Source organism: Hymenobacter terrestris, assembly GCF_013377905.1.
GTDB lineage: Bacteria > Bacteroidota > Bacteroidia > Cytophagales > Hymenobacteraceae > Hymenobacter > Hymenobacter terrestris.
Map to the genome: position 1 here is coordinate 24,134 of NZ_JABKAV010000017.1, position 24,505 is coordinate 48,638.

General features: G+C 56.9%; 23 protein-coding genes. 10 read left to right on the forward strand and 13 right to left on the reverse strand.

The window, feature by feature from the left end; translation table 11 throughout:
• Positions 1–14 precede the first annotated feature (14 nt).
• The 8 genes from HW556_RS08130 to mazG all read right to left on the reverse strand — a co-directional run bounded on the left by HW556_RS08130 (position 15) and on the right by mazG (position 6,579).
• Positions 15–971, reverse strand: a complete 957-nt coding sequence (locus HW556_RS08130; protein WP_176899531.1) for a PstS family phosphate ABC transporter substrate-binding protein — start codon at positions 969–971, stop codon at positions 15–17.
• Positions 961–1,383, reverse strand: coding sequence for a hypothetical protein (locus HW556_RS08135; protein ID WP_176899532.1), 423 nt, complete (start codon positions 1,381–1,383; stop codon positions 961–963). The genes HW556_RS08130 and HW556_RS08135 overlap by 11 nt, the downstream gene beginning before the upstream one ends.
• A gap of 24 nt (positions 1,384–1,407) precedes the next feature.
• A complete protein-coding gene (locus HW556_RS08140) occupies positions 1,408–2,247 on the reverse strand; it encodes an energy transducer TonB (RefSeq protein ID WP_176899533.1) in 840 nt (279 codons plus the stop codon).
• A 250-nt stretch (positions 2,248–2,497) separates the two neighbouring features.
• Entirely contained in the window at positions 2,498–3,328 is an 831-nt protein-coding gene (locus HW556_RS08145; RefSeq protein WP_246289568.1) for an energy transducer TonB, read from the reverse strand.
• The gene (locus tag HW556_RS08150) at positions 3,325–3,846 is read right to left on the reverse strand and encodes an ExbD/TolR family protein (RefSeq protein ID WP_176899534.1); all 522 of its coding nucleotides are present in this window, start codon (positions 3,844–3,846) and stop codon (positions 3,325–3,327) included. Before HW556_RS08150 ends, HW556_RS08145 begins: the two co-directional genes overlap by 4 nt.
• Before the next feature lie 14 nt (positions 3,847–3,860).
• Positions 3,861–4,487 (reverse strand): ExbD/TolR family protein, encoded by a 627-nt coding sequence (locus HW556_RS08155; RefSeq protein ID WP_176899535.1) that lies wholly within the window; start codon positions 4,485–4,487, stop codon positions 3,861–3,863.
• A 69-nt stretch (positions 4,488–4,556) separates the two neighbouring features.
• The gene (locus HW556_RS08160) at positions 4,557–5,438 is read right to left on the reverse strand and encodes a MotA/TolQ/ExbB proton channel family protein (RefSeq protein ID WP_176899536.1); all 882 of its coding nucleotides are present in this window, start codon (positions 5,436–5,438) and stop codon (positions 4,557–4,559) included.
• A gap of 298 nt (positions 5,439–5,736) precedes the next feature.
• Positions 5,737–6,579, reverse strand: a complete 843-nt coding sequence (mazG, locus tag HW556_RS08165) for a nucleoside triphosphate pyrophosphohydrolase (RefSeq protein WP_176899537.1) — start codon at positions 6,577–6,579, stop codon at positions 5,737–5,739.
• A 169-nt stretch (positions 6,580–6,748) separates the two neighbouring features.
• Here mazG and glmM point away from each other — a divergent pair, with 169 nt between their 5' ends.
• From glmM to HW556_RS08185, 4 genes are all read left to right on the forward strand, one after another.
• Complete coding sequence (gene glmM, locus HW556_RS08170) at positions 6,749–8,137, forward strand: phosphoglucosamine mutase (RefSeq protein ID WP_176899538.1); 1,389 nt, start codon at positions 6,749–6,751, stop codon at positions 8,135–8,137.
• 211 nt (positions 8,138–8,348) lie between these two features.
• Complete coding sequence (locus HW556_RS08175; RefSeq protein ID WP_176899539.1) at positions 8,349–9,497, forward strand: cysteine desulfurase family protein; 1,149 nt, start codon at positions 8,349–8,351, stop codon at positions 9,495–9,497.
• Between the two features lie 305 nt (positions 9,498–9,802).
• Positions 9,803–10,468, forward strand: coding sequence for a hypothetical protein (locus tag HW556_RS08180; RefSeq protein ID WP_176899540.1), 666 nt, complete (start codon positions 9,803–9,805; stop codon positions 10,466–10,468).
• A 45-nt stretch (positions 10,469–10,513) separates the two neighbouring features.
• Positions 10,514–11,002 (forward strand): PRC-barrel domain-containing protein, encoded by a 489-nt coding sequence (locus tag HW556_RS08185; protein ID WP_176899541.1) that lies wholly within the window; start codon positions 10,514–10,516, stop codon positions 11,000–11,002.
• Positions 11,003–11,146: 144 nt separating this feature from the next.
• Here HW556_RS08185 and hemH read toward each other — a convergent pair whose 3' ends face one another.
• Positions 11,147–12,184, reverse strand: coding sequence for a ferrochelatase (gene hemH / locus HW556_RS08190; RefSeq protein ID WP_176899542.1), 1,038 nt, complete (start codon positions 12,182–12,184; stop codon positions 11,147–11,149).
• Positions 12,185–12,422: 238 nt separating this feature from the next.
• Between hemH and era the strand changes: the two genes are divergently transcribed.
• The 3 genes from era (at position 12,423) to HW556_RS08205 (ending at position 15,618) form a co-directional block, all read left to right on the forward strand.
• Positions 12,423–13,322, forward strand: a complete 900-nt coding sequence (gene era / locus HW556_RS08195) for a GTPase Era (protein ID WP_176899543.1) — start codon at positions 12,423–12,425, stop codon at positions 13,320–13,322.
• Between the two features lie 555 nt (positions 13,323–13,877).
• Positions 13,878–15,200, forward strand: a complete 1,323-nt coding sequence (der, locus tag HW556_RS08200; protein WP_176899544.1) for a ribosome biogenesis GTPase Der — start codon at positions 13,878–13,880, stop codon at positions 15,198–15,200.
• A gap of 172 nt (positions 15,201–15,372) precedes the next feature.
• Positions 15,373–15,618, forward strand: coding sequence for a hypothetical protein (locus HW556_RS08205; protein ID WP_176899545.1), 246 nt, complete (start codon positions 15,373–15,375; stop codon positions 15,616–15,618).
• A gap of 173 nt (positions 15,619–15,791) precedes the next feature.
• Here the strand turns inward: HW556_RS08205 and HW556_RS08210 are convergent, their stop codons facing one another.
• From HW556_RS08210 to HW556_RS08225, 4 genes are all read right to left on the reverse strand, one after another.
• Positions 15,792–16,358, reverse strand: a complete 567-nt coding sequence (locus HW556_RS08210; RefSeq protein ID WP_176899546.1) for a hypothetical protein — start codon at positions 16,356–16,358, stop codon at positions 15,792–15,794.
• A 407-nt stretch (positions 16,359–16,765) separates the two neighbouring features.
• Entirely contained in the window at positions 16,766–17,569 is an 804-nt protein-coding gene (gene murQ, locus HW556_RS08215; RefSeq protein WP_176899547.1) for an N-acetylmuramic acid 6-phosphate etherase, read from the reverse strand.
• Between the two features lie 73 nt (positions 17,570–17,642).
• Complete coding sequence (locus tag HW556_RS08220) at positions 17,643–17,930, reverse strand: cytochrome b5 domain-containing protein (protein WP_246289569.1); 288 nt, start codon at positions 17,928–17,930, stop codon at positions 17,643–17,645.
• A gap of 33 nt (positions 17,931–17,963) precedes the next feature.
• Entirely contained in the window at positions 17,964–19,175 is a 1,212-nt protein-coding gene (locus tag HW556_RS08225; RefSeq protein WP_176899548.1) for a formimidoylglutamase, read from the reverse strand.
• Between the two features lie 195 nt (positions 19,176–19,370).
• Here HW556_RS08225 and HW556_RS08230 point away from each other — a divergent pair, with 195 nt between their 5' ends.
• The 3 genes from HW556_RS08230 to HW556_RS08240 all read left to right on the forward strand — a co-directional run bounded on the left by HW556_RS08230 (position 19,371) and on the right by HW556_RS08240 (position 24,366).
• Positions 19,371–21,137: an AMP-dependent synthetase/ligase gene (locus tag HW556_RS08230; RefSeq protein ID WP_176899549.1), complete on the forward strand. Its 1,767-nt coding sequence runs from the start codon at positions 19,371–19,373 to the stop codon at positions 21,135–21,137.
• Positions 21,138–21,353: 216 nt separating this feature from the next.
• Positions 21,354–21,836 (forward strand): MarR family winged helix-turn-helix transcriptional regulator, encoded by a 483-nt coding sequence (locus HW556_RS08235; protein WP_176899550.1) that lies wholly within the window; start codon positions 21,354–21,356, stop codon positions 21,834–21,836.
• A gap of 121 nt (positions 21,837–21,957) precedes the next feature.
• On the forward strand, positions 21,958–24,366 hold the full coding sequence (locus HW556_RS08240) for a 3-hydroxyacyl-CoA dehydrogenase/enoyl-CoA hydratase family protein (protein WP_176899551.1): 2,409 nt from the start codon (positions 21,958–21,960) through the stop codon (positions 24,364–24,366).
• Positions 24,367–24,505 lie beyond the last annotated feature (139 nt).

Sequence of the window (24,505 nt, forward strand, 5' to 3'; positions counted from 1 at the left end):
GAGTAAGGAAAAAATCAGTTCGATTTCACGTCAATGATACGAACCTGGCCGGTGGCGGGCATCAAACCGGACTTGAGCATGATGAGCTGGCCCTTATTGCCTGCCACAAACGATGCAAAACCGGTGCCAAGACCGGCCCGGGCCTCGCGGCTGATGACATACAGCTCACGCCGAAGCGGATACGTTTTCTGAGCCAGGTAGGCCTGGTAGGGCTGCACGTAGTCGTCGGGGCTGTTATTACTGGCTTTAGCGCTGATGCCCGCTACACGCACGCGTCCAAGTAGCTTTTGCACCCCCTTATCATCACGGTCCGAAATCCAGTTCACGCCAATTACGCCAATAGCATTCGGATGACTCGCAACGTAATCCAGTAGGGCCGGGTTCGACTCGGAGGCAAAAATACCTTTGGCCAATGCCGTTCCGCGGGTGATGGAATCCTGCACAAAGCGGGCGGTGCTGGAGTTATTGTTGTCGAAAACAGCTGTAATCTCGCCCTTTTTGTTGCCGGGGCTCAACTGGTTCCACTGCGTAAGCTGGCCCGTAAAAATACCGCGCAACTGGGCCGTCGTCAACAACGAATCGGGGTTACTGGGGTGCAGGATGATGGCGACGCCATCAACTCCAATCCGGATGGCGCGGGGCTCTATCTGAATGCTTTTGAAGCGGGCTAACTCGGCTTCCGTCAATTGGCGCGATACTACGGCCAGCCGCACGCTGTCGTCCAGAAAAGCCTGCATTACGTCGCGCTCGGGTTGGTAAACGGCCTGTAGGCGAGCATCCGGATACAGTTTCTGAAAGGTATCGACCTCCGACTTAATGATGGGGGCAAACGTCTCATCTACCCCGATGCGGATGGTTCCGCTGGTAGGCGTGTCGAGCACTGCCGTCGACTTGGTGTCGCCATTGCAGCCTGCCAGGCCCATTACCCCGAGCAAACCGGCCGTCAGGCCCGTAAGAATGCTATGCTTCATGCCGGTTCTTTTTGAAGTACTGTTGGTAGGTGCGAACAAATCTAATGATTCCGTAAAATACGAAGACACCAGCCAACAGTTTGCGGGCCGTTTCATCGAGGCGAAGCATACCGGCTGGCACCAGCCACAAGCTTACCCCCAACGCCATATACAGCACGGCCATAAACAGGGTAAAGTAACGGATTAAGCCGGGCGACTGGCTAGGACGGCCCAGGCGCTCGTGGGTGTGCGGCAGGTTGGACATGATAACTGAGTGAGGCAAAGCAAAAAGACCCGAATAAGGAGTAAACGTAAAAATAAGCGCTTTTTGTTCGGCTGCCAGCTGCTGATGCACGCCGGTAAGCAGAAACGCAGACACCCAACCGGTTATTTCACCAGTTGGGTGCCAACGATAAAAAAGGCAATAGCGCAAGCTGTCAGCAGCCGGCTACCATGACTATTGGTAAGTAAAGGTAATAGGCAGATTGTAGCGCACCGGCACAGCGCGGTTGTTCTGGTAGCCGGGCTTCCAGACGGGCATCTGCCGGATAACCCGGATGGCTTCCTCATCGGTTCCATAGCCCAAGCCCTTGAGCACTTCCACATCGGCAATGGAGCCATCGGTGTTCACGGTGAAAGCAATGTATACCCGGCCGCCAACGCCTGCTCTCAGGGCCGAGGTAGGGTAGCGCAGGTTGCGCTGCAGATACTTCGCCAGCGCTGCCTGGCCACCGGCAAACTCGGGCATCACTTCCACCGAAACAAAGGGCTTGGTAACGGCCGGAGCCGCCGAATTAGCTGCCGAGTCGTTGCCCGGTGTGCCGGGGTCGGCTGTGTCGGCAAAACCACCAGTACCGTCGCGGTTGATGTTGCCCAGCGCCACCGGCCCGTTTATGTTTGGAGCGGCCACATCGGGCTGCTGGGGCTTTTGTGGCTGCGTGTCGTCAACTACAGTGGGCGGCAGGTTTTCGCTGATTTCCGTGCGCAGCGTGATGGTGGCCTGCGAGCTGGGTGGAGGCGTAACTACCGGCGGTTGCTCGATGGTAGGCGGGGGCAGAATATCGATTACCGGCCCAGTTGCTACAATGGGCGGCACCACAACCACCGCTGGCCATAGGTAGCTGATACCAAGCGGTAGGGCAATAAGCAGCGCTGCCAACGCCACAGCCAGTGCGACAGCCCGGAAAAGGTGGCGGCCATAGAGTTGACGTAGCGCGTAGGCCCCGTAGGCTTTGTTGCGGCCCTCGAACACGATGTCGTCGAGAGAGGGTAGAGAAATAGGTGCGTTGGTGGTCATGGCATATAGGGATTAAGTGAACGAAACACGTTAAACTTCCCAAGCCATGCCTACCATCAGTTGCTTCCCACGCGCTGGCTTTCAGATAGTAAACGCCAGTGCTACTACGGGTAGTATGCGTGCCTACTATATTTTTCGGAACCGATACTTGCAGATCCGACTGGACATAACCGCAAAAGCAAAACCCCGAACCAGACAGGTGTCTGATTCGGGGTTTAAGAAGTTGATTGACGCAAGCGGTCAGCCAGAATTACTTGATCGAGAAGGTAATCGGTACAGTGTAGTAAACCGATACAGCCCGGCCATTCTGTCGGCCCGGCGTGAAGCGCGGCAGGCTTTTTACAACCCGTGTAGCCTCTTCGTCGCAACCAGCACCAATGCCTTTTTGCACCTCTACGTTCGAAACAGATCCATCAGGACCTACTACGAACTTAACGAATACGCGGCCTTCTACCTGATTACGTAGAGCCATGGCCGGGTACTTGGTGTTCTTGCCAATGTAAGCTAGTAACGCCTCCTGTCCGCCGGGGAATACCGGCATCTGCTCTACGTAAGTGTACGGCTTGGTCACCACTACTTCCTCAATGGCCTTGTCGCCCTCACCGGGCTCCAGCCCTTTCAGGTCGGCAGGGTTGTCGGTGTTACCCTTTATCGTCACAGCGGCCACCGTTTTCTCCTTTAGCTCTTCCTGGTCCGGAATTTCTTCCTTGCGCACCTCCTCGTCTTTTTTCACGACGGGCGGGGTGAACTTAATGGTGGAGAGCTTGGGTGGTGGCGGTGGTGGCGCCTCCGGTGGTGGTGGCGGTGGTGGCGGGGGAATGTTTTTGTCCAGCGGGGGCGCTTCCATCAGCTCGTTCACCTTGAGCATCTTGTCCTCCACAACCACCTCGTCCTTCTTCAGCATCCGCGCAACAAGCGGGAAAGCAATCAGAAGAGCCACAATGGCCACGGAAATCAAGACAGCCCGGGTTACGTGCTTGCCATACACCCGCCGGATTATGTAAGCCCCGTAGGCCTTATTGCGTCCCTCAAAAACGATGTCGTCGAGGGAGGCGTTGGCCAACTGCGTGTTGTCCATCATAATCCAGAAGATTTTATCAGTTCGTTATCGGCCTTCGAAATGTCCACCAGCGCATACTTTTTCTGGTCGGTAATGTTCATTTCGTCGAGGATATCGACCATGTTTTTGTAGTTCGAGTCGTCGGCCGGCTTGATCAACACCACGAGGTTGGGGTTGGTGTGGCGGGAGAGCAACTCTTTCCGGATGCCATCGGCTCCGTAGCTCGACTCCTTCAACTCTGGCTTAACGTCACCGCTAAGTAGTCCGTCGTAGTAGTAAATCTTGTTATCGGCGCTGAGCAGAACGGTAAAGGCGTTGGACGCCTTAATCTCCGATTTCTCCTCTTCGTTCTTGGGCTTAACCGGCATGTTGATTTCCATGACGGTAGGCTTGCTGAACGTGGTCGTCAGCATGAAGAAGGTCAGCAACAGAAAAGCTAGGTCAACCATCGGGGTCATGTCGATTTTGGTCGACATTTTCTTCGCCCGCTTCTTGCCGCCTTTTCCGCCGCCGCCGCCACTTTGTGGGATTTCTGCCATAGTTTCTGTGCGGATTATTTACCGGCCACCGGTTTGGTTTCGAGGTCGGTAATGAGATTGAACCGGTTAATGTTCTTCTCCTGCATCAGTTTGATGACTTTCTTCACTGTCGGCACATCGGCCTGTCCATCACCCTTAATGGCGATATAAGGGGCCGTGTTGAACTGCTTCTGGCTAAGCGAGCGGGCAGCAATTACCCACTCAATCAGCTGGTTGTTCAGCGAGTCGGCCGGAATACCGTCCTGGGTAACCTCTTTCCGCTGCTCAGGGTCGAGGCTGAGCAAGGCTGGCAGCTTTTCGATAGGAGTGCCAAAGCTGGCACCGGCCCCACGGAAAGCCTTCGACTGAGCGGCCGTGAAGCTGATACCATACTTAGCACCCATCTGCTTTAGCAACTCTTCCTTGATTTCGTCGTCGCCGACGCCAAAGAAGATGCGCTTGTCCTTGTCGATGGCTACGGTGAGCACATGCGACTCGGGCAGCCGGATTTCAGAAGTAGAGGAAGGCGTGTCCACCACCACGGCCTCTTCCGGGGCAAACTTGGTGGTGAGCATGAAGAAAGTCACCAGCAGGAAGGCCAGATCCACCATCGGCGTCATATCGAGCGACGGGGATGTTCTGTGAGGCTTTACTTTAGGCATTGCTGGAGTTATTAAACGCGTGATTCAGAAACGAACAACTCGCGGTTTTAGTGCACAAAGGCGCTAAAACTAAACGGTGGTCGTGGTAACCGGGGCCGAGTGGTCGGTAGCGCCGTGCTGGGCCGAGAAGGTCTGAATGATGCTGAAGCCAGCCTCGTCGATGCTGTATGTCAGCTCGTCAATTTTGCTGGTGAAGAAGTTGTAGGCAACGATAGCCAGGGCCGAACCGGTAATACCGAGGGCCGTGTTGATGAGAGCTTCCGAGATACCGTTGGCGAGGCCTACTGCATCGGGGGCACCACCCTGGGCCAGAGCCGAGAAGGCCTTGATCATACCCAGTACCGTACCGATCAGACCTACCAGTGTAGCGATAGAAGCCAAGGTCGAGATGATAACGAGGTTTTTTTCCAGCATGGGCAGCTCCAGAGCAGTCGATTCCTCGATTTCCTTCTGGATAGCCAGTACTTTCTGGTCTTTCTCGAGGTAACGGTCACGCGACATCTCCTGGTATTTCACCAGACCGGCGCGTACTACGTTGGCTACCGAGCCTTTCTGCTGGTCGCAGGCGGCAATGGCACCAGTGATGTCGTTTACGTTCAGTTTCTGACGGATGGTGCGTACGAACGACTCAATGCTCTTCGAGCCTTTAGCACGGCTCAGCGTCAGAGCCCGCTCAATCGAGAAGATGATTACCAACAGGAACATGGTCATCAGTACCGGTACTACCGGGCCACCCTTGTACACTACGCCGAAGTAGTCACCGGCAATAGGGTTGTTGGCGTTGTCGCCGCCTTGGAAGTGGCTGCCGTTACCGAAAATGAAGATGTAGACCAGCACGCTTACAATGAATGCCGCGATGATGGCAATAATGGCAAATGCGGACGAACCACTGCCTCTCGAGTCGCCTTTTGGCGTAGCAGCAGCGGCAGGCCGGGCCGCGGGCTTATTCATAGCATTCTTTTGTTCCATTGGTCCGGAGAATTAGGGGGTTGTTGGTGAAAGGTTGAGGTGCTTGTTGAAAAATGGTAAAAAAGTGGGTGGACTGCCTGCCGCCCGACCCATTTAGTTACGTTAGGGTTACTGACCGTTTAGAAAGAAACAGACAACGACTTTGGCGGCGAAATGGGTGAGGAAGCGAAGTTAGCCTTGGCAAACCTACTTAAAAAAGCTGACTGCTACCAAAAGAAAATCGTGTTTAAACGCGCTAAACCGACATAATCCGCAAAAAAAAGCGCTTTGTCCTAAAAAATTAGACGCTTTGCCGGCCTGTCAAACGCTTCGCTTCTTCCCAATACACGTCCATCTGCGCAAGTGTTAGGTCGGTTAACTGATGACCTTGGCTGGCTGATTGCGTTTCAAGATACTGAAAACGCTGAATGAATTTTCGGTTGGTTCGTTCCAGCGCTTCCTCCGGATTGATGCCGGCATGGCGGGCAAAGTTGATAAGCGAAAACAGCAGGTCGCCAAATTCAGCGGCTGCCCGTTCGGTGCGCGCTGCATCAGCAGGGGTGGCATCATCGACGTATTTGTCGGCAAACTCCTCCCCGAACTCGGCCAACTCTTCTTGCACTTTCTGCCACACTTGCTCGGGCTGCTCCCAGTCGAAACCCGCACCGCGGGCTTTTTCCTGGATACGCATCGCCTTAACGAGGGCCGGCAGAGAAGCGGGTACGCCACCCAGCACCGAAGTGTTGCCTTTCTCGCGCAATTTCAGTTGCTCCCAGTTTCGCTTTACCTCTTCTTCAGTTTCGGCCTGCACATCGCCATAGATGTGAGGATGACGGAAAATAAGCTTTTCGCACTGGGCATTTAGTACGTCGGCAACATCGAAAGCACCCTGCTCGCCGGCAATTTTAGCATAAAAAAGTAGGTGCAGCATCACGTCGCCGAGTTCTTTTTTCAGGTCGGGAAGATCGTGGCGGATGATGGCGTCGCTGAGCTCGTAGGTTTCCTCAATAGTGAGGTGGCGCAGGCTCTCGAGGGTTTGTTTTCGGTCCCAGGGGCACTCGGCACGCAGGCGGTCGAGCACATCGAGCAGGCGGCCAAAAGCGGCCAACTGTTCAGTTCGGCGGTTGGGGGTGGCGTTTTGCATCAGGCCAAATATACAAAGCGGGTGGGCATTGGGCCGAAGTGGCCGGGCTAGTATGCCAGTTGCTTCAACCGAAGAGGTAGCCGCTTACGTAGGGAAAGCAGCGGCGGCTAGTTACTTTTGCGGCCGCTTACGGGTCATTTTGCCCCTTCTACCTTCAGCAGCACCTTCCGTGGCTCTTATTAAATCTATTTCCGGCATCCGGGGCACTATCGGCGGCGCGGCCGGCGAGGGCCTCACCCCCATCGACGTTGTGAAGTACGCGGCGGCCTTCGGCACCTGGGTCCTCCAGCAGACGCAGAACAATACCATCGTTATCGGCCGCGACGCCCGTATCTCGGGCGATATGGTGAGCCGGCTGGTAGCGGCCACGCTGCAGGGCCTGGGCATCCACGTCATCGATCTGGGCCTGAGCACTACGCCTACCGTCGAAATGGCTGTGCCCGCTAAAAAGGCCGGTGGCGGTATCATCCTCACGGCCTCGCACAACCCCAAGCAGTGGAATGCGCTGAAGCTGCTCAACGATAAAGGCGAGTTTATTTCGGAAGCCGATGGCCAGCAGGTGCTGGCACTGGGCGACTCGGAGGCCTTCGACTTTGCGCCCGTTACCAAGCTAGGCACCTACGTAACCGACGACACTTTTCTGCAAACCCACATCGACGCTATTCTGGCTTTGCCACTGGTTGATAAAGCCGCCATTCAGGCCAAAAACTTCCGGGTAGTGGTAGATGCGGTGAACTCCTGCGGGGGCTTTGCCGTGCCAATGCTGCTGGAGCAGCTGGGCGTAACAACTATTGAAAAGCTGTTCTGCGAGCCTACTGGCGACTTCGCCCACAACCCCGAGCCGCTACCCGAAAACCTGCGCGACATTGCCCGGCTGATGGAAAAAGGCTCCTTCGACCTGGGCATTGTGGTGGACCCCGACGTGGACCGGCTGGCGCTAGTGAACGAGGATGGCAGCATGTTCGGTGAGGAGTACACGCTGGTAGCAGTGGCCGATTACGTGCTGGGCCAACTCGGCGGGGGTAATACCGTGAGCAACTTAAGCAGCACCCGTGCCCTGCGCGACGTGACTGAGAAGCACGGCGGCCAGTACGCGGCTTCGGCCGTGGGGGAGGTGAACGTGGTAAACAAAATGAAGGAAACGCAGGCCGTTATCGGCGGCGAGGGCAACGGCGGCATCATCTACCCCGAGCTGCACTACGGCCGCGATTCGCTGGTGGGCATTGCGCTGTTTCTAAGTCATTTGGCCAAAGTTGGCCTGCCGATGACGCACCTGCGGGCCTCGTACCCCAACTACTTCATCTCGAAGAACAAGATTGAGTTGACCCCCGAAATCGATACCGACCAGGTGCTGACCCAAATGGAGCAGCGCTACGCCGGCCAGCCGGTAAATACCATCGATGGGGTGAAAATTGAGTTTGATAAGGAATGGGTGCACCTGCGCAAGTCGAACACCGAGCCGATTATCCGCATCTATGCCGAGTCGGAGTCCAACGCCACGGCCGACCATTTGGCCAATAAAATTATCGGCGACATCAGGGAGATTATCAGCCACTAGTTTGCGGCCTAGCGGCGACGCTAAAAAAACCGGCCGACACCAACCCCAATAAGTGGGTTGATGTCGGCCGGTTTTTTGTGCCCATTTGTCTGGGCTCAGCGTCAGGCACCGGGCCGGGTCATTCGGTAGCCGCCGCGAATCCGCTATTTTTGTAGCTGACTTCGGCTGGCCGTCCTTCCCGGCTGGTTTTCACTGCCTTTTCGCTTCGCCCATGAATGTGTATTTCGATAACGCCGCCACTACCCCGCTGGACCCCGAAGTGCTGGATGCCATGTTGCCGTTTCTGCAAACCCATTACGGCAACCCCAATAGCATTCATGGTCCTGGCCGGCAGGTTCGTGCCGCCATCGAAAATGCCCGCAAAATGGTAGCCCACCTCATCAATGCCTCCCCGGCCGAAATCGTGTTTACCTCGGGCGGCACCGAGGCAGACAACTACGCTGCCTGCGGGACAGTGCGCGCACTGGGGCTTAAGCACGGCATTACCTCGAAGCTGGAGCACCATGCGGTGTTGCATACTATGCAGGCGCTGGAAAAAAGTGGGGAGATGCAACTCAGCTACCTGCGCCACGATGCCCACGGCCGCCTCGATCTGGGCCACCTGGAAGAGTTGCTGGCTGCCAACCCGCGCACGTTTGTGAGCCTGATGCACGCCAACAACGAAATCGGTAACCTCAACAACCTGACTGCCATTGGGGAAGCCTGCGCTCGTCATCAGGCTGTGTTTCATACCGATACGGTACAGACCATGGGCCACTACCGGCATGACCTGCAGCAGCTGCCAGTGAATTTCCTGGTGGGTTCGGCCCACAAATTCCATGGCCCAAAAGGGGTGGGCTTCCTGTACCGCCGCGCGGGCCAGATGGTCGACGCGCTGATTCAGGGCGGCTCGCAGGAGCGCAACCAGCGCGCCGGGACTGAAAACGTGTATGGCATCGTGGGCCTGGCCAAAGCACTGGAAATAGCCTACCGCGACATGGCTGAGCACCAGCGCCACATTCAGGGCCTCAAAAACCGGCTTATTGAAAAGCTGCGGACCGAAATAGAAGGAGTACAGTTCAACGGAACTTCAGCCGACACCGACCAGAGCCTGTACACGGTACTGAGTGTGAGTTTGCCGCCCTCCGAATTCAACGAAATGTTGCTCTTCAACCTAGATATTAACCGGGTAGCCGTATCGGGAGGCTCGGCCTGTACCAGTGGGGCCAATGCCGGCTCCCATGTGCTCAGTGCATTGGGCTGCGACCCCGACCGCGGCACTGTCCGCTTCTCCATGAGCAAATACAACACCGAAGAGGAGGTGGACTACGCCGTGGAGCAGCTGGCCAAGATGTACCGTAAAAACGAGGTGATGAGTTAACGGCAGAGCACTCCAAGGATAGTAGAGTTACTTCAGCTTCCAATCAGGGTGACTTCTATCAAGCGCAAAGCCCCTAATGTCTGTGGTGACGTCAGGGGCTTCGTATTTGATGGGAACTACTTCTGCGTGCAAGCAGCAAATTTGGCTAGGCCTCGCAGTGGGGGGCGGGCAATCATCCATTCACAGCCTCATCGGGTCTTGGCTGGCCCTCCGTGCTGCTACTGCCGCGCTAGCCATACGTGCTCCGACCGAATCATAATTAGGCCGGAGCGCGTATGGCTAGCGCACGCTTTACTTCTCTCGTTATGGCCGACATCAATATTCAACGCAAGAAAAACACGCCCAGCCCCTGGCTGCTGCTGCTAGTAGTGCTGGCCGTAGTGGGCTTGGGTGCTTGGTTTCTGTTCAGGGCCGAAATAAATGCCACCCGCGATACGCCGCCTCCACCGCCGCCGCCGCCCGCCGAAACGCCGCTCGTGCCCGCCGATACGCTTGTTGGTGCCGAAACCGGCCCCCAACCCGCCACCGACGTAGCCAACGAAATGGCCGCTACTGCCCCGGTAACACCCGATGTGCTGGCTGCTTTCGTAGCCAGCGACGCGGCCCGGCCCGGTTACGGCCACGAGGCCCTGCGCCTGCTCACGTCGTCGTTGGTAGGCCTCGTGGACCGCGACGACCTGCGCACACCCGAAATCCAGACCCGCCGCGACGACCTGACCAGTGCCACCGCCCGGCTCGACGAGCCCGCCGCCCGCCTGCGCCCCGGGCTGGTGGCTGCTTCCAACCTGATGCAGGCCATCCAGCAGCAGGGGTATCCGGAGCTGCAGGAGGAAGCCCAACGCCTCAATGCCCAGGCCACCGACCTGAGTGGCCAGACCGCCACGCCCGAGGAGCAGCAGGCGCTGCGCAGCTATTTAGAGCGGGCCACCAAATTGCTGCGGGCCTTCAACGCCCCGCCCGCGGGCCGCTAGGCTTCGCCGGCTTTTTTCTTCCCGATTTCAACCCCGCTTTCTTCTATGGAAACACCTTCCGACCCAATACCCTCTGCTCAGGGCCTGCACCTGCGCCGCTTGCGCGACCTGACCGAGTTTGAAGTGGCCGATGACAACCCCGATGTGCGCGGCTGGGCCGTGCGTGGGGCCGACGGCCGCCAATTCGGCCAAGTGTTCGAGCTGATTGTGGACGTGGACGCGCTAAAAGTGCGTTACCTCGACCTGCAGCTCGACGAGAGCCTGGGCCTCGATGCGCGCGACAACCACATCCTGCTACCCATTGGGGTGGCCGCCCTCGATGAGGAGGCCGACAACGTATTCGTGCCGTCGCTCACCTACGAATCGGTGGCCCTGTACCCGCCCTACAACGAAATCCAGATAACCCGCGAGTACGAACAGTCCATGCTCCGCGCCCTCAACCTGGGCCTTCCCGAAGCCTCCACCGAACCCGACTTCTACAACCAGCCCAGCTACGACGCCGCCACGTTCTACCAGCGCCGCCGGTTGAAGTAGCAGGGGAGGACTTAATGCAGAACGTCATTCAGAGCAAAGCGAAGAATCTCGCCTGCCACGGTAATCCTTACGTGAGGAATTACTGTGGCAGGCGAGATTCTTCACTTTGCTCTGAATGACGTTTTACTTATCCGAAAACCAACCTTAATTCCGCCGAATCATGCCGGCTACGGCTTCTACCCACATGGGTTGGGAGTTTAGGCTGGGTACAAGCTGCCAGTGCTTGCCGCCGGCTTCCTCGAACAGCTCCTTGAATTCCTCGCCCACTTCAATGGTGGTTTCGAGGCAGTCGGCCACGAAGGCGGGGGAGAAGGCCAGCACATTGTGAATGCCTTTGGCCGGATACTCCTTAATTACCTCGTCGGTGTAAGGTTGCAGCCACGGGTCACGGAGGCGGCTTTGCAGTCGGCTCTGGAAAGTGGTCGTGTACTGCTCGGGTGTGAGGCCCATGGCTTTGCCCAGCTGGCGCGAAGTTTCGTAGCACTGCGCGCGGTAGCAGTAGCGGTTGTTTTTGTTGTAGGATTTGCAGCAGTCGGCCAGTTTGCAATAGCCTTTGTGGCTGCCTTTCAGCACGTGCCGCTCCGGAATGCCGTGGTAGCTGAACACCATGTGGTCGTAGTTGTGCTTGGCCATTTCGGCCTTGCCCAGCATAGCGAATGTTTCGATGAAGCCCGGCTCATCCACGAAGTTGCTAATGAAGCTGATGTTGGGTACAATCCACCACTTGCTCACGATATCCATCACCTTCTCCTGCACCGAGCCGGTGCTGGCCGATGCATACTGCGGAAACAGCGGCAGCACAATAATCCGGCTCACGGCTGCATCACGCAACTCCTGCAAGGCGCTTTCGACACTCGGGTTTTGGTAGCGCATCCCGAAGGCCACCAGATAGTCGGAACCCAACTGCTCCTGCACTTTTTTCTGTAGGTCGAGGCCGTGAAAGAGTAGGGGAGAGCCGCGCTCGGTCCAGAGTTGCTGGTAGATTTTAGCCGATTTAGGTGCCCGCAACGGTACCACCAGCCCCCGAAACAGCGGGTAACGAATGGCCGCCGGCATGTCCACCACGCGGCCATCGGTCAGGAATTCGTTGAGGTACCGACGCACATCGGGCGTCTTGGGTGAGTCGGGCGTGCCGAGGTTGACGAGCAACACGCCAATGCGGCCTTGGTTGGAAGCAGACATTTGTTTGAGCTGATAGCTGACTTTTTAGCTATTGGCTGACAGCTGTTAGCCAATAGCTTTTTTCGATCGGGATGGCAACTTGCACCGTCGCCGTCAGATGCAACGCCGGATGTTTTGTAGTAACCGCAAAGTTGGCCGGTTATCCCTAAATCAAACCACAAAAAAGCGAACCGCGAACCGCTAATAGCTAACGGCCTAGAAAAGAGTTACCTTTGCACCCCAAATTTCAGCTACTGAAATGAATACCGAATCAACCCCGCACCGCGCTGGCTTTGTGAGCATTATCGGCAAACCCAATGTGGGCAAGTCAACGCTCATGAACGCCCTGATGGGTGAGCGGCTGAGCATTGTAACCAGCAAAGCTCAGACCACGCGCCACCGCATCCTAGGCATCCTCAACGGCGACGACTTCCAGTTGGTGTACTCCGATACGCCGGGCATTATTCAGCCCAAATACGAGCTGCACAACGCCATGATGTCGTTTGTGTACTCTTCTTTGGAGGATGCCGACGTGGTGCTGTTCGTGACTGATATTTACGAGAAGCACGACGAGGAGCCGGTAGTGGAGCGCCTGCGCAAAATGGTGGATACGCCTATTTTGCTGCTGGTAAACAAGATAGACCAAGCTGATCAAGCGGAAGTGGAAGCCAAGGTGGATTACTGGCGCGAACACCTGCCCAACGCGGCCCGGGTGCTGCCCATTTCGGCCCTCGAAAAGTTCGGCACCGGCGAGCTGCTTGACCTGGTGCTGGGCTACCTGCCCGTACACCCGCCGTATTACCCCAAAGACGAGCTAACCGACAAACCCGAGCGGTTTTTCGCGGCCGAAATGATTCGGGAGAAAATCTTCAAACTCTACAAGAAAGAAGTGCCCTACAGCTGCGAAGTAGGGATCGAGGAGTTCAAGGAAGACGAAACCATCATCCGAATCCGCGCCGTGATTTATGTGGAGCGCAACTCCCAGAAAGGCATCATTATCGGCCAGCAGGGCGCGGCTCTCAAAAAGGTAGGCACCTGGGCCCGCGAGGAAATGGAGAAGTTCTTCCAGAAGAAAGTCTTCCTCGAAACCTATGTTAAAGTCGATGAAAACTGGCGCACCGACCCAAAGGCCCTGAATCGGTTTGGGTACAGCCAGTAGGGCCATGTGGAATTTTCAGGTATTGCGCATCTGAAAAAAACACGCACTGCCTGCTTCGACGATGAAACTACTTATCACTCTTCTCTTGCTAACCTTCAGTTTAATCGCTCGGGCACAAACCAGTAAGGTTCCGAGTGACCTCAGAATACTGGTAGAAGCAATGCAAACAGTCGTGGTACCGCACCAAACGCCCGTTTGCTATATGCCAGTGCAAGGGAAAATAGCAGTAGCGAAAGACTCGGTTGTTCTACAATCTGTAAGAGAAAAGAGAGCCTATTTACCCCTCACGCTGAACGGAAGGAACTTCCGCGCTGATAGTTTGGATTACTACACGCTACAGGATGTAGCGTCTGTTTCGCTTAACCGGGATAAGCTGCTGCCAGCGCTATACGGGGAGAGTGCCTCGCAAGGAATAATCGAAATCAAGCTGAAGAATTACAGTACTCAGCCACCCAAAAAACGGCTTCGCCGATAGTATTACCGACCACTCAACAACTCACTTAACTACTCCGGGCACTGCCGAACTTGGTCGGGCCGGCGGCTGGAGTCAGACATATGAAGAATACCATTGCCATTGTCGGGCGCCCCAATGTGGGCAAATCGACGCTTTTCAACCGCCTCGTCGGTCAGCGCAAAGCCATCATGGACGACGAGAGCGGCGTAACCCGCGACCGGCACTACGGCTACGGCGACTGGATCGGGAAGTACTACACCGTGATTGACACCGGTGGCTACGTGCACAACTCCGACGACATCTTCGAGGGCGAAATCAACAAGCAGGTAAAGCTGGCTATTGATGAGGCCGACGTCGTGCTGTTTATGGTAGACACCATCGCTGGAGTACACAGCCTCGACGAGGAATTTGCCAGTGTATTGCGCCGTTACCAGGGCAAAAAGCCCATCTACATCGTCGCCAACAAGGCCGACACCAACAACCGCATCCACGCGGCCGGCGAGTTCTACGCCTTGGGCGTGGGCGACGGCGAAATCTACCCTATCTCCTCGGCCAGCGGCTCGGGCACCGGCGACTTGCTGGATGCCGTAGTAAGCCACTTCGAGGACGAGGGCGTAGAGGAGCCCGATCTGGGTATCCCCAAAATTGCCATCGTGGGCCGCCCCAACGTGGGCAAGTCGTCGTTTGTGAACCTGCTGCTGGGCACCGACCGCAGCATTGTAACCGATATTGCCGGTACCACCCGCGACTCCATCCAAGCCCGCTACAACGCTTTCGGCAACGAGTTCATGCTGGTGGATACGGCCGGACTGCGCCGCAAGACCAAGGTGCACGAAGACGTGGAATTCTACTCGGTGCTTCGCTCGCTGCGGGCCCTAGAAGAAGCCGACGTGTGCGTAGTGATGCTGGACGCCACCCGCGGCATCGAGTCGCAGGATGTGAACATCATCGGTCTGGCCGACAAGAACCGCAAGGGCATCGTGATTCTGGTGAACAAGTGGGACCTGATCGAGAACAAGGAAACTAACACGGCCAAGGAGTTCGAGGCGAAAATCATGGAGAAGATTGCGCCTATCGCGTATCCGCCTGTTATTTTTACCTCAGTGCTTACCAAGCAGCGGGTGCACAAAGCCATCGAAACGGCGGTGGAAGTGTACAACAACAAGCGTCGTAAAATCCCGACTTCGGAACTGAACGAGGTGATGCTGAAGGAAATTGAGAAGTACCCGCCGCCCATCCAGAAGGGCAAGCTGGTACGCATCAAGTACGTTACCCAGTTGCCGACGCACAACCCGGTATTCGCCTTCTTCTGCAACTTGCCGCAGTATGTGAAGGAGAGCTACTCGCGTTACCTCGAAAACCGGATGCGCGAGCATTTCGACTTCACTGGCGTGCCCATCGGTATCGTGTTCCGTAAAAAGTAAGCAACCCTACCGGCAGGTTATCAATAGGTTAGGCCAGTAGCTGAAAAAATAATAGTTTTTTTTAAAACCTGCGGGTTACCTGCCGGCAGTTCGGGTATAAAGACCCAAATCAGCCAGGATTTCCGGGCTGGTTTATCCAAATCGACTTTTCAAATTCCAACAACCCCCCATCATGAAAAAAGTACTGTTCCTCGCCCTGGCTGCTGTTTCGTTCTCGTTCGCTTCGTGCGACAGCAAGACTGAAGACAACATGGAAAACTCGGCTGACAACGTAGAAGAGGCCGGCGAAATGAAGGCTGACGCTATGGAAGAGAAGGCTGACATGGTACGTGACTCGGCTGATGCCAAGGCTGACGCTATGGAGAACTCGGCTGACGGCATGGATGCTACGGCTCCTGCTACCGTTCCAGCTCAGTAATTACTGACGCATCCTTCACCGGATGCAAAAAAGAGGTCTCCCGCTTGCGGGAGGCCTCTTTTTTTGTGCTGGTTGCGTAGGGACGGGGCTTGTCGCCGCCCGCCGTCGGAACGAAATCGTTGAAACGGTACCAAAGGCGGGCGGGGGCAAGCCCCGCCCCTACCCCAATACTGTCAGCCCAGCCGGCGTTGCAGCAAGCCATCTACTACTTCGAACAGCTTGGTGGGCGGGTAGGTACGCCAGGGTAGGTCGTCGAGTTGACCGCCGAAGTTGAGGTAGGAGTCGATGTTGTACTGGCGCATTTCGCGGCTCACGTGCTCCTGGAAGTTCACGGCCGCAATCCAGCCGTCCTCCACGTCCTCAAACCACTCCTCGTAGTAGTCGTCTTCCGAACCGTGGAAGTTGAATACGTTTTCACCGATCAGAATGAATTTGCGGATGCCCTCGTGCGTCATCAGGTCGATAATGTTGCGCTTGAGCTCCATGATGTCGTTTTCAATGGCGTCGTTCCACTCCCCGATAAACTCGATGATGGCCGCGCCCAGCTCGTAATCCACGAACAGAATCTTCAGAAATAGCGTCTCGGAGCCCAAGCTGTCCCACTGCGGATGAATGTAGTAACCGTAGATGGTATTAACGTAAGAATCGAGGCTGTTTTCGGCTTCATGCAACGGCGAGAGCGGGTCGTCGGAGGCCGAATAATGGTCCAGCCAGGCGTAGTGCGGCTCAATAGTATGCATAGGGAAGTGGATTCAGCTTGCGGAGTCGTTAGAACAGCACTTAATGCCGGCTACGTTCTAGGTACGACACTTTTGCAATACCGACTGTCAGGATAGTATTTACACTCTTGATTGACTCAGTGCCGCCATTATCCAAGCCATTGAGTAAAGAAGACCGGGTGCGCCGCATAATGCTGTCACCAGCCCAAGCCAAATTCGACCTCGGTTAAAGGCTGCAACAGCTGTTACAACCAACAATGCGCTTAATAAGCATAACACCAGTAAATAGATTGTAACCAGCCAATCATAGTTGATTAAACTCAGTGAATAGAGTCCGAGCAACAAGCCGCACTGCACCAAACAAAGTATTAGCGTTCGGCTGCCAAAATTCATGCGATTCAAGGGGAATGATAGAGTCTAGTGATTGACTAATGCCCGCTGTAGGCCGCCAACGCCGCCCGCACCGAGCCGTGCAGCTCCAGCAATTCGGCCGCTTTGGATTGCTCCAGACCCAACTCGTCCATCAGCATCTTTTCGCCCCGATCTACCAGTTTGGCGTTGCTGAGCTGCATATCCACCATTTTATTGCCCTTCACGCGGCCCAACCGGATAAAGGTGGCTGTGGTGAGCATATTGAGCGCCAGCTTCTGGCCAGTGCCGGCCTTGAGGCGCGTACTGCCGGTTACGAACTCGGAGCCGGTTACCACTTCCACCGGAAACTCGGCCGCCGCCGCCACTGCCGAATCGGCGTTGCACACAATGCAGCCCGTAGCCAGCCCATGCTGGCGGGCTTGCTCCAGCCCGCCAATCACGTAGGGCGTGCGGCCCGAAGCAGCAATGCCCACCACGATATCCTTATCGGTAATGTCGTAGGCCTGCAAATCCTGCCAGGCCTGCTGGGCGTCGTCCTCCGCGTTTTCCACGGCCCTGCGGATGGCCGTGTCGCCGCCCGCAATGATGCCGACAACCACACCATGGGGCACGCCGAAGGTCGGCGGACACTCCGAGGCATCGAGCACCCCAAGCCGGCCGCTGGTGCCCGCTCCGATGTAGAACAGCCGGCCGCCCGCGCCCAGCCGCGCCACGGTGGCTTCTACCAACGCCTCCAGCTGTGGTAGCGCCCGGGCCACGGCTTGCGGCACGGTTTGGTCGAGCTGGTTCATGCCGGCTAGCAGCGCGGCGGTGGGTAGCGTTTCGAGGTTGTTGTATTCGGAGGCGCTTTCGGTAGTCATCGGGGAGAGATAAGGGGGAATAAGCAATACTGCACAAACGGCGCGAAGTTGCCTTTCCGCGCCATCAACTGGTTTATGCCAACCGGCCAATCACCGGAAACCGGTCGAATACAGTGGGTAGGTGAGGGGCCTGGGCCATTTCGGGCGTCAGGTCTTGGCCAGCCCAGTGTTCGTAGTGGTTGCCGCGCTTCCACAGGCGCGACCGGCTTACGTCGTAAATAAGCCCCCGGAAGGCCACCCATATTTCGTCGCGGTCCTGCCCGTTGCGCAGGGCTAGCTGCCCGCGCGTATAAAAGGGCTGTTCCGCTACCGGCCGCCCATCGCCCGTAATCGGCTCAAAATCGGCTTCTGGGCTATCCATTTTTAGTTTTTTCTGTTGATTTCCGACTTCGGCTTACCCCAGCAGGGCCTGCGTGAGAATCCAGCGGTGGGGCACGTCGCCTTGGGCGGCGCGCAGGTAGTCTTGGTAACTGCAGGGTACAATGCGGCGGGCGTTGCCAGTCAGATTCACCACTTCCATCCACCAGCGGTCCGTCTGGCGCGACTTATAGAACACAATACGGTCGGGGCCATCTTCCTCCTCCTCATCGGTGGGCCCGCCGGGGTGCGACTGCGTGTAGCGAACCGGGCCGTGCAGACCCGCGGCGTATCGCAGGAAGGTGGGTCCGCGGAAGTCGATTTCGCGACGACGGTAATAATAGCCTTCCACAAAATACCACAGCATAGTGGCCTGCACCATGGCGGCCAGCCCGTGCGGGTCGTGGTTGGGGCGGTAGCCGTAGAGGCCGAAAGAGGTGAGCTGGTCGTTGCAGCCGGCGTACCAGGCCAGCTTGGCCGCTTCCTCGTTGGTGAGGCCGAACGGGTTGGCCGGCTGGTAGCCCGGCGCGTCCTGCCAGCGTACGGCCGCTACATCGAAGCTCACGAAGTCGGCTTGCCGCAGCAGCGGCTCGGCCTGTCGGATGTCGTCGCGAATCTGGCCTACGCGCAGGGTTTCAAAGTGCAGCTTTTCGAGGGCCGCCAGCACGTCGGGAGCCACCAGATACTGCTGGTGGGCCAGCTGCGAGAAGTTGAACAGGAAGCTGGGCGCGTGGAGCAACATGCGGCGCAGGTGCGTGTCTTCGGGCGCCGCCCCGCTGCCATCGGGCTCGGCCATATCCACGCGGGCATCCACAGTAGCGAAGCTAATGGCCCGCTCCAGGGTTTCGTAGGCCAGAAACTGCCCGTAGTCGAGGTCGTGGGAGCCGCCCAGCAGGATGGCCACGGTACCCTGCTCTAGCAGGGCAGCAATAATTTCGCGCAGCCGCTGGTAGGTGTCTTCCAGCGTGAGGCCGGGGCGCAAGTTGCCCAAATCGGCGAGGCGGCAGGGGCTGCTGCTTTTCTGAAGCTGGTAGAGCTGGCCGCGCACGGCGTTGGCCCCATGGCCGGCCGGTTCGCCGGCTGCACTACCGCGCCACTCGTCCAGGCCAATCAGGGCCAGGTCGGCGGCGCGCCAATCGGGGAAAGTGCCGCCGGTAAAAGCCGAGATGGCCCCAGCCAGCACGGTAGCCGGAGCACCGGCCGGAACAAGTTCTTCAGGCAGCGGATCGAAAAAGATAGCCAGATTCATCGGGCGCGGAAGGGGCGTTGGACAAAGCTACGCAAAAGCCTGCCACGCGGCCGGTGGTTTTTAGGGCCGTATGACTGAGGTTTACAGAAAAAAGCAGTTATTTAAGGTGCCTTATACCCTGGTCGGGACCAATGCGCTGCCGCTTTGCGCCTGTCTTTATCTTCTCCACTCCCATCCTCGCATAGTTTGTTGCCCATGGAAATCCGCCGCACGTTCGATATTCTGCCCCTACTGCAGCAGAAATACAATAAAGCCGACTGCCTAGCTGCCAAAATAGACGGCCGTTACCAGCCCATGAGCACCGACGAAGTAGTGCGGCAGGTGAACGAGGCCAGCTTGGGCCTGCGCGCGCTCGGCATCGGCAAAGACGACAAGGTGGCCCTGATTTCGTTGAACCGGCCTGAGTGGATGATTGCCGACTTCGCCATTGCCCAACTTGGGGCCGTGAGTGTACCCATGTACCCTACCATCACTACCGAAGACTACAAATTCATTTTCGCAGATGCCGGAGTGAAGGCCGTGCTGGTATCCGACCAGAAGCTGCTTGAGAAGGTAACTGAGGCCATCGAGAGCCTCGACATCCCGACCGAAAATGTGTTCAGCTTCGATAAGCTCGACGGGGCCCGCTACTTCGGCGAGTTGCTGGATATGGGAAAGAAAGGCAACTTGGCCGATCTGGAGCCGCTTAAAGCCGCCGTGCAGCCCGACGATTTGCTTACGCTCATCTACACTTCGGGTACCACCGGCAAACCCAAGGGGGTGATGCTCACGCATAACAACCTGCTCAGTAACTGCCGCAATGCCCAGCGGTTTGTGCCGGTTACCAAAGACGATAAGGCCCTGAGCTTCCTGCCGCTCTGCCACATCTTCGAGCGCATGGTTACCCACCTCTACCTCATCAACGGCGTAAGCATCTACTATGCCGAGAGCATGGAAACCATTGCCGACAACCTGCGTGAGGTGCAGCCCGAAATCTTCACCACCGTGCCGCGCCTGCTCGAAAAAGTGTACGACAAGATTGTGGCCAAGGGCCACGCGCTGGAAGGCGTGAAGAAAAACATGTTCTTCTGGGCGCTCAACCTGGGTCTCAAATACGACAACCAGCAAGACCACGGCTTCCTGTACAACACCCAGCTGAAGCTTGCTAATAAGCTTATTTTCAATAAGTGGCGTGAGGCGCTGGGCGGTAAGCTTCGCTGCATCGTGAGTGGGGGCGGGGCCCTGCAGCCCCGGTTGGCCCGAGTGTTCTGGTCGGCTGGCATTCCGGTAATGGAAGGCTACGGCCTCACCGAAACCTCGCCCGTAATTGCCGTGGGCGGCTACGACCCCGAAAACAACATGATTGGCACCGTAGGTCCAATCATCGATAACACCGAAGTGAAAATTGCCGCCGACGGCGAAATTCTGACCAAGTCGGAATCGGTGATGAAGGGCTACTACAACCAGCCCGAGCTCACGGCCAAGGAATTCGATGCCGACGGCTGGTTCCATACCGGCGACATCGGCGAGATGGTGGACGGTAAGTTCCTCAAAATCACCGACCGCAAAAAGGAGATGTTCAAGACTTCGGGCGGTAAATACATTGCCCCGCAGGTGCTGGAAGGCAAGATGAAAGAGTCGCCGCTGATTGAGCAATGCATGGTGGTTGGTGACGGCCAGAAGTTCGCTTCGGCCCTCGTGGTGCCCTCCTTCGACGACCTGAAAGGCTGGTGCAAGCGCAACAACGTATCCTCGGACGGTGGGCCGGCCGAGTTGGTGAAGAACGAGAAGGTGGTGAAGATGTACGAGGACCTCGTGCACAAGTACAACGAGAGCTTTGCCAAGTGGGAGCAGGTGAAGAAAATCGTACTGCTGCCCGAGCACTGGACCGTAGAGTCAGGCGAGATGACGCCTACCATGAAAGTGAAGCGCAAGGCTATTACTGCCAACAACAAAGACATCATCGAGGGCCTGTATCAATAGGCTTTTCGCGATACCAACCGGTATATGTCAGCAGCGTGCTGCTAGCTATTAGTGGTCTAGTATAGATGTAACCGTTTGAACAGTAACGATGTGTGAAGTTGGTCCGGCTTTCAGCGCGTATGCGGGCTGTAAGCCGGACCTAAACTTTTTTTGACGAACATAGTATGCAAGCATAACATATTATCCGTATGTTTACCGGACTTGCGATACTCTCCCATGACCCCCGAAGAAACCGTCGATTACAATATTAAGGTTGCCTGGCACGCCATTTCGCGCATGTATAATACGCAGGCGGCCAAGCACGATATTACCACCAGCATCGGTTTCGTGCTGCTGAACATCGACCAGGAAAACGGCACGCCCGCGACCAAAATCGCGCCCCTGCTAGGCCTCGAAACCCGCTCCCTGACCCGCATTTTGCGCTCGATGGAAGACAAGGGCCTCATCTATAAGCAGGCCGACACCCACGACAAACGTTCAGTGCGCATCTTCCTGACTGAGGATGGGCTGCGCAACAAGGAAATCTCGCGTCAGACTGTGCGTCACTTCAACCTGAAGGTGCGCGAGGAAATCCCGCAGAGCGAGCTGGACGTGTTCTTCCGCGTGGTGAGCCAGATTACGGGGATGATTGAGGGCAAAACGCTCTACGACAATTTCAAGCTTAAGCCCCTGCGCCCCGCCGAATCATCGGCTGCGTAACGGGCTTTTTGTCTGTATGAGAACAGTCATGCTGAATAATGGCTGTCATGCTTCGGCAAGCTCAGCATGACGTGCTTTTACGCATGCCTCCACAACTGACTACTAACCACTACCCACCAATATGAATCGTACCATCAAGAAAGTAGCCGTACTGGGCTCCGGGGTGATGGGCTCGCGCATTGCGTGCCACTTCGCCAACATCGGTGTACAGGTGCTGCTGCTCGACATTGCGCCGAAGGAGCTGCTGCCCGCCGAGGAGGCCAAGGGCCTGAAACTCGACTCGCTGGCAGTGAAGAACCGCCTCGTCAACAGTGCCTTAGAGGCCACGGTGAAGGCCAACCCTTCGCCGCTGTACCGCAAGGCCGATGTGAGCCGCATCAAAACCGGCAACTTCGATGATAACCTCAAGGATATTGCCGGCTGCGACTGGACGATTGAGGTAGTGGTGGAACGGCTCGATATCAAGCAGAGTCTGTTCGAGCGCGTGGAGCAGTTCCGCAAGCCCGGCACCCTGATTACGAGCAACACCTCGGGCATCCCGATTCATATGATGACCGAAGGCCGCTCGGAGGACTTCAAAAAGCACTTCTGCGGCACGCACTTCTTCAACCCACCGCGCTACCTGAAGCTGCTCGAAATTATCCCGACTCCGGACACGGACCAGGCAGTGGTGGATTTCCTGATGCACTACGGCGACCTGTACTTGGGCAAAACCACCGTGCTGGCCAAGGATACACCTGCGTTCATCGCCAACCGCGTGGGCGTGTTTGCCATCATGGATGTAATCCAGGTGATGCAGCAACTCGGCCTTTCGGTGGAGGAAGTCGACAAGCTGACCGGCCCGGTTATCGGCCACGCCAAGTCGGCCACCTTCCGCACGTCGGATGTGGTGGGGCTGGATACGCTGATGAATGTGGCCAACGGCCTCGCCCAGAACCTGCCCAACGACGAAGCCAAAGCCGTTTTTGCCTTGCCCGGCTATCTGAAAAAGATGGGCGAGAACAAGTGGCTGGGCGACAAAACCGGCCAGGGCTTCTACAAGAAAACCAAGGACGAAAAGGGCAGAACTGCCATTCTGGCCCTCGACCTGAATACGCTGGAGTACAAAGCTAGCCAGAAAATCAAGTTTGCCACCCTCGAAAGCACCAAGCCCATCGAGAAGCTGGCCGACCGCTTTAAGGTGCTGGTGGCCGGCAAAGACAAAGCCGGAGACTTCTACCGCAAGACCTTCGCGGGCCTGTTTGCCTACGTGAGCAACCGGATTCCCGAAATCACCGATTCGCTCTACAAGATTGATGACGCCCTGCGCGCCGGCTTCGGCTGGGACATGGGCCCCTTTGAAACCTGGGATGCCTTGGGTGTAAAGAAGGGCTTGGAGCTGGCCAAGGCTGAAGGCAAAACGGTAGCGCCGTGGGTAGAGGAAATGCTGAGTGCCGGCCACGAAACCTTCTATAAGGTGACTGAGGCGGGCGTAAAGCAGTTCTACGACCTCGAAAGCAAAGCCTACCAGGCAATTCCGGGCGTCGAGAACTTCATCATCCTCGATAACGTGCGCGCCACTGGCAAGGTGCTCTGGAAAAACGCGGGCGCTTCGGTTCTCGACCTTGGCGACGGTATCCTGAACGTGGAGTTCCACAGCAAGATGAACGCGCTGGGTTCTGATGTAATCCAGGGCCTGCTGAAAGGCGTGGAGTTGGCCGAAAAGGACTTCCGCGGCCTCGTGGTGGGCAACGACGCGCCGAACTTCTCGGCCGGAGCCAACCTGGGCCTCGTGTACATGTTCGCCCTCGACCAGGAGTACGACGAGTTGAACCTGATGATTGCCCAGTTTCAGCAGGCCATGATGCGGATGCGCTACAGCAGCATTCCAGTGGTAAGCGCGCCCCACGGCCTGGCCCTGGGCGGCGGCTGTGAGCTGAACCTGCACGCCGATAAGGTAGTGGCCGCGGCCGAAACATACATGGGCCTCGTGGAATTCGGCGTGGGCCTGATTCCGGCCGGTGGCGGCACCAAGGAAATGACGCTGCGCACCGCCCTCAAATACGAGGAAGGTGAGCCCGAGTACAACATGCTCCGCAACACCTTTATGACTGTGAGCACGGCCAAGGTTTCCACCTCGGCCGCCGAAGCCTTCGACTTAGGCTTCATGCGCCCCGGCGACGAAGTGGTGGTGAATTCCAACCGTGTAATTGCGCAGGCCAAGGCTGCTGCCATTGAGTTGGCTGATGCCGGCTACACCCAGCCGGTGCAGAAAACCAACATCAAGGTGCACGGCAAAGGGGCGCTGGGTATGTTCATGACCGGCGTGCACGCCATGCGGCAGGGCAACTACATCTCCGACCACGACGTGAAAATCGCCAACAAGCTGGCCTTCATCATGTGCGGCGGCGACCTGAGTGCGCCCACCGAAGTATCGGAGCAGTACCTGCTGGACCTGGAGCGCGAAGCCTTCCTGAGCCTCACCGGCGAGCGGAAAACGCTGGAGCGCATCCAGAGCATCCTCACGACTGGTAAGCCGCTGCGGAATTAATCGTTGAAAAGTCGTTGTCATGCTGAGCTTGTCGAAGCATCTCTGCCGCTTCGTTGAGTCACTACTCATCCGTCGGCACGCGAGATTCCTCGGCTTCGCTCGGAATGACAGACGGATTTTAACATTCCACCTTCTCTAA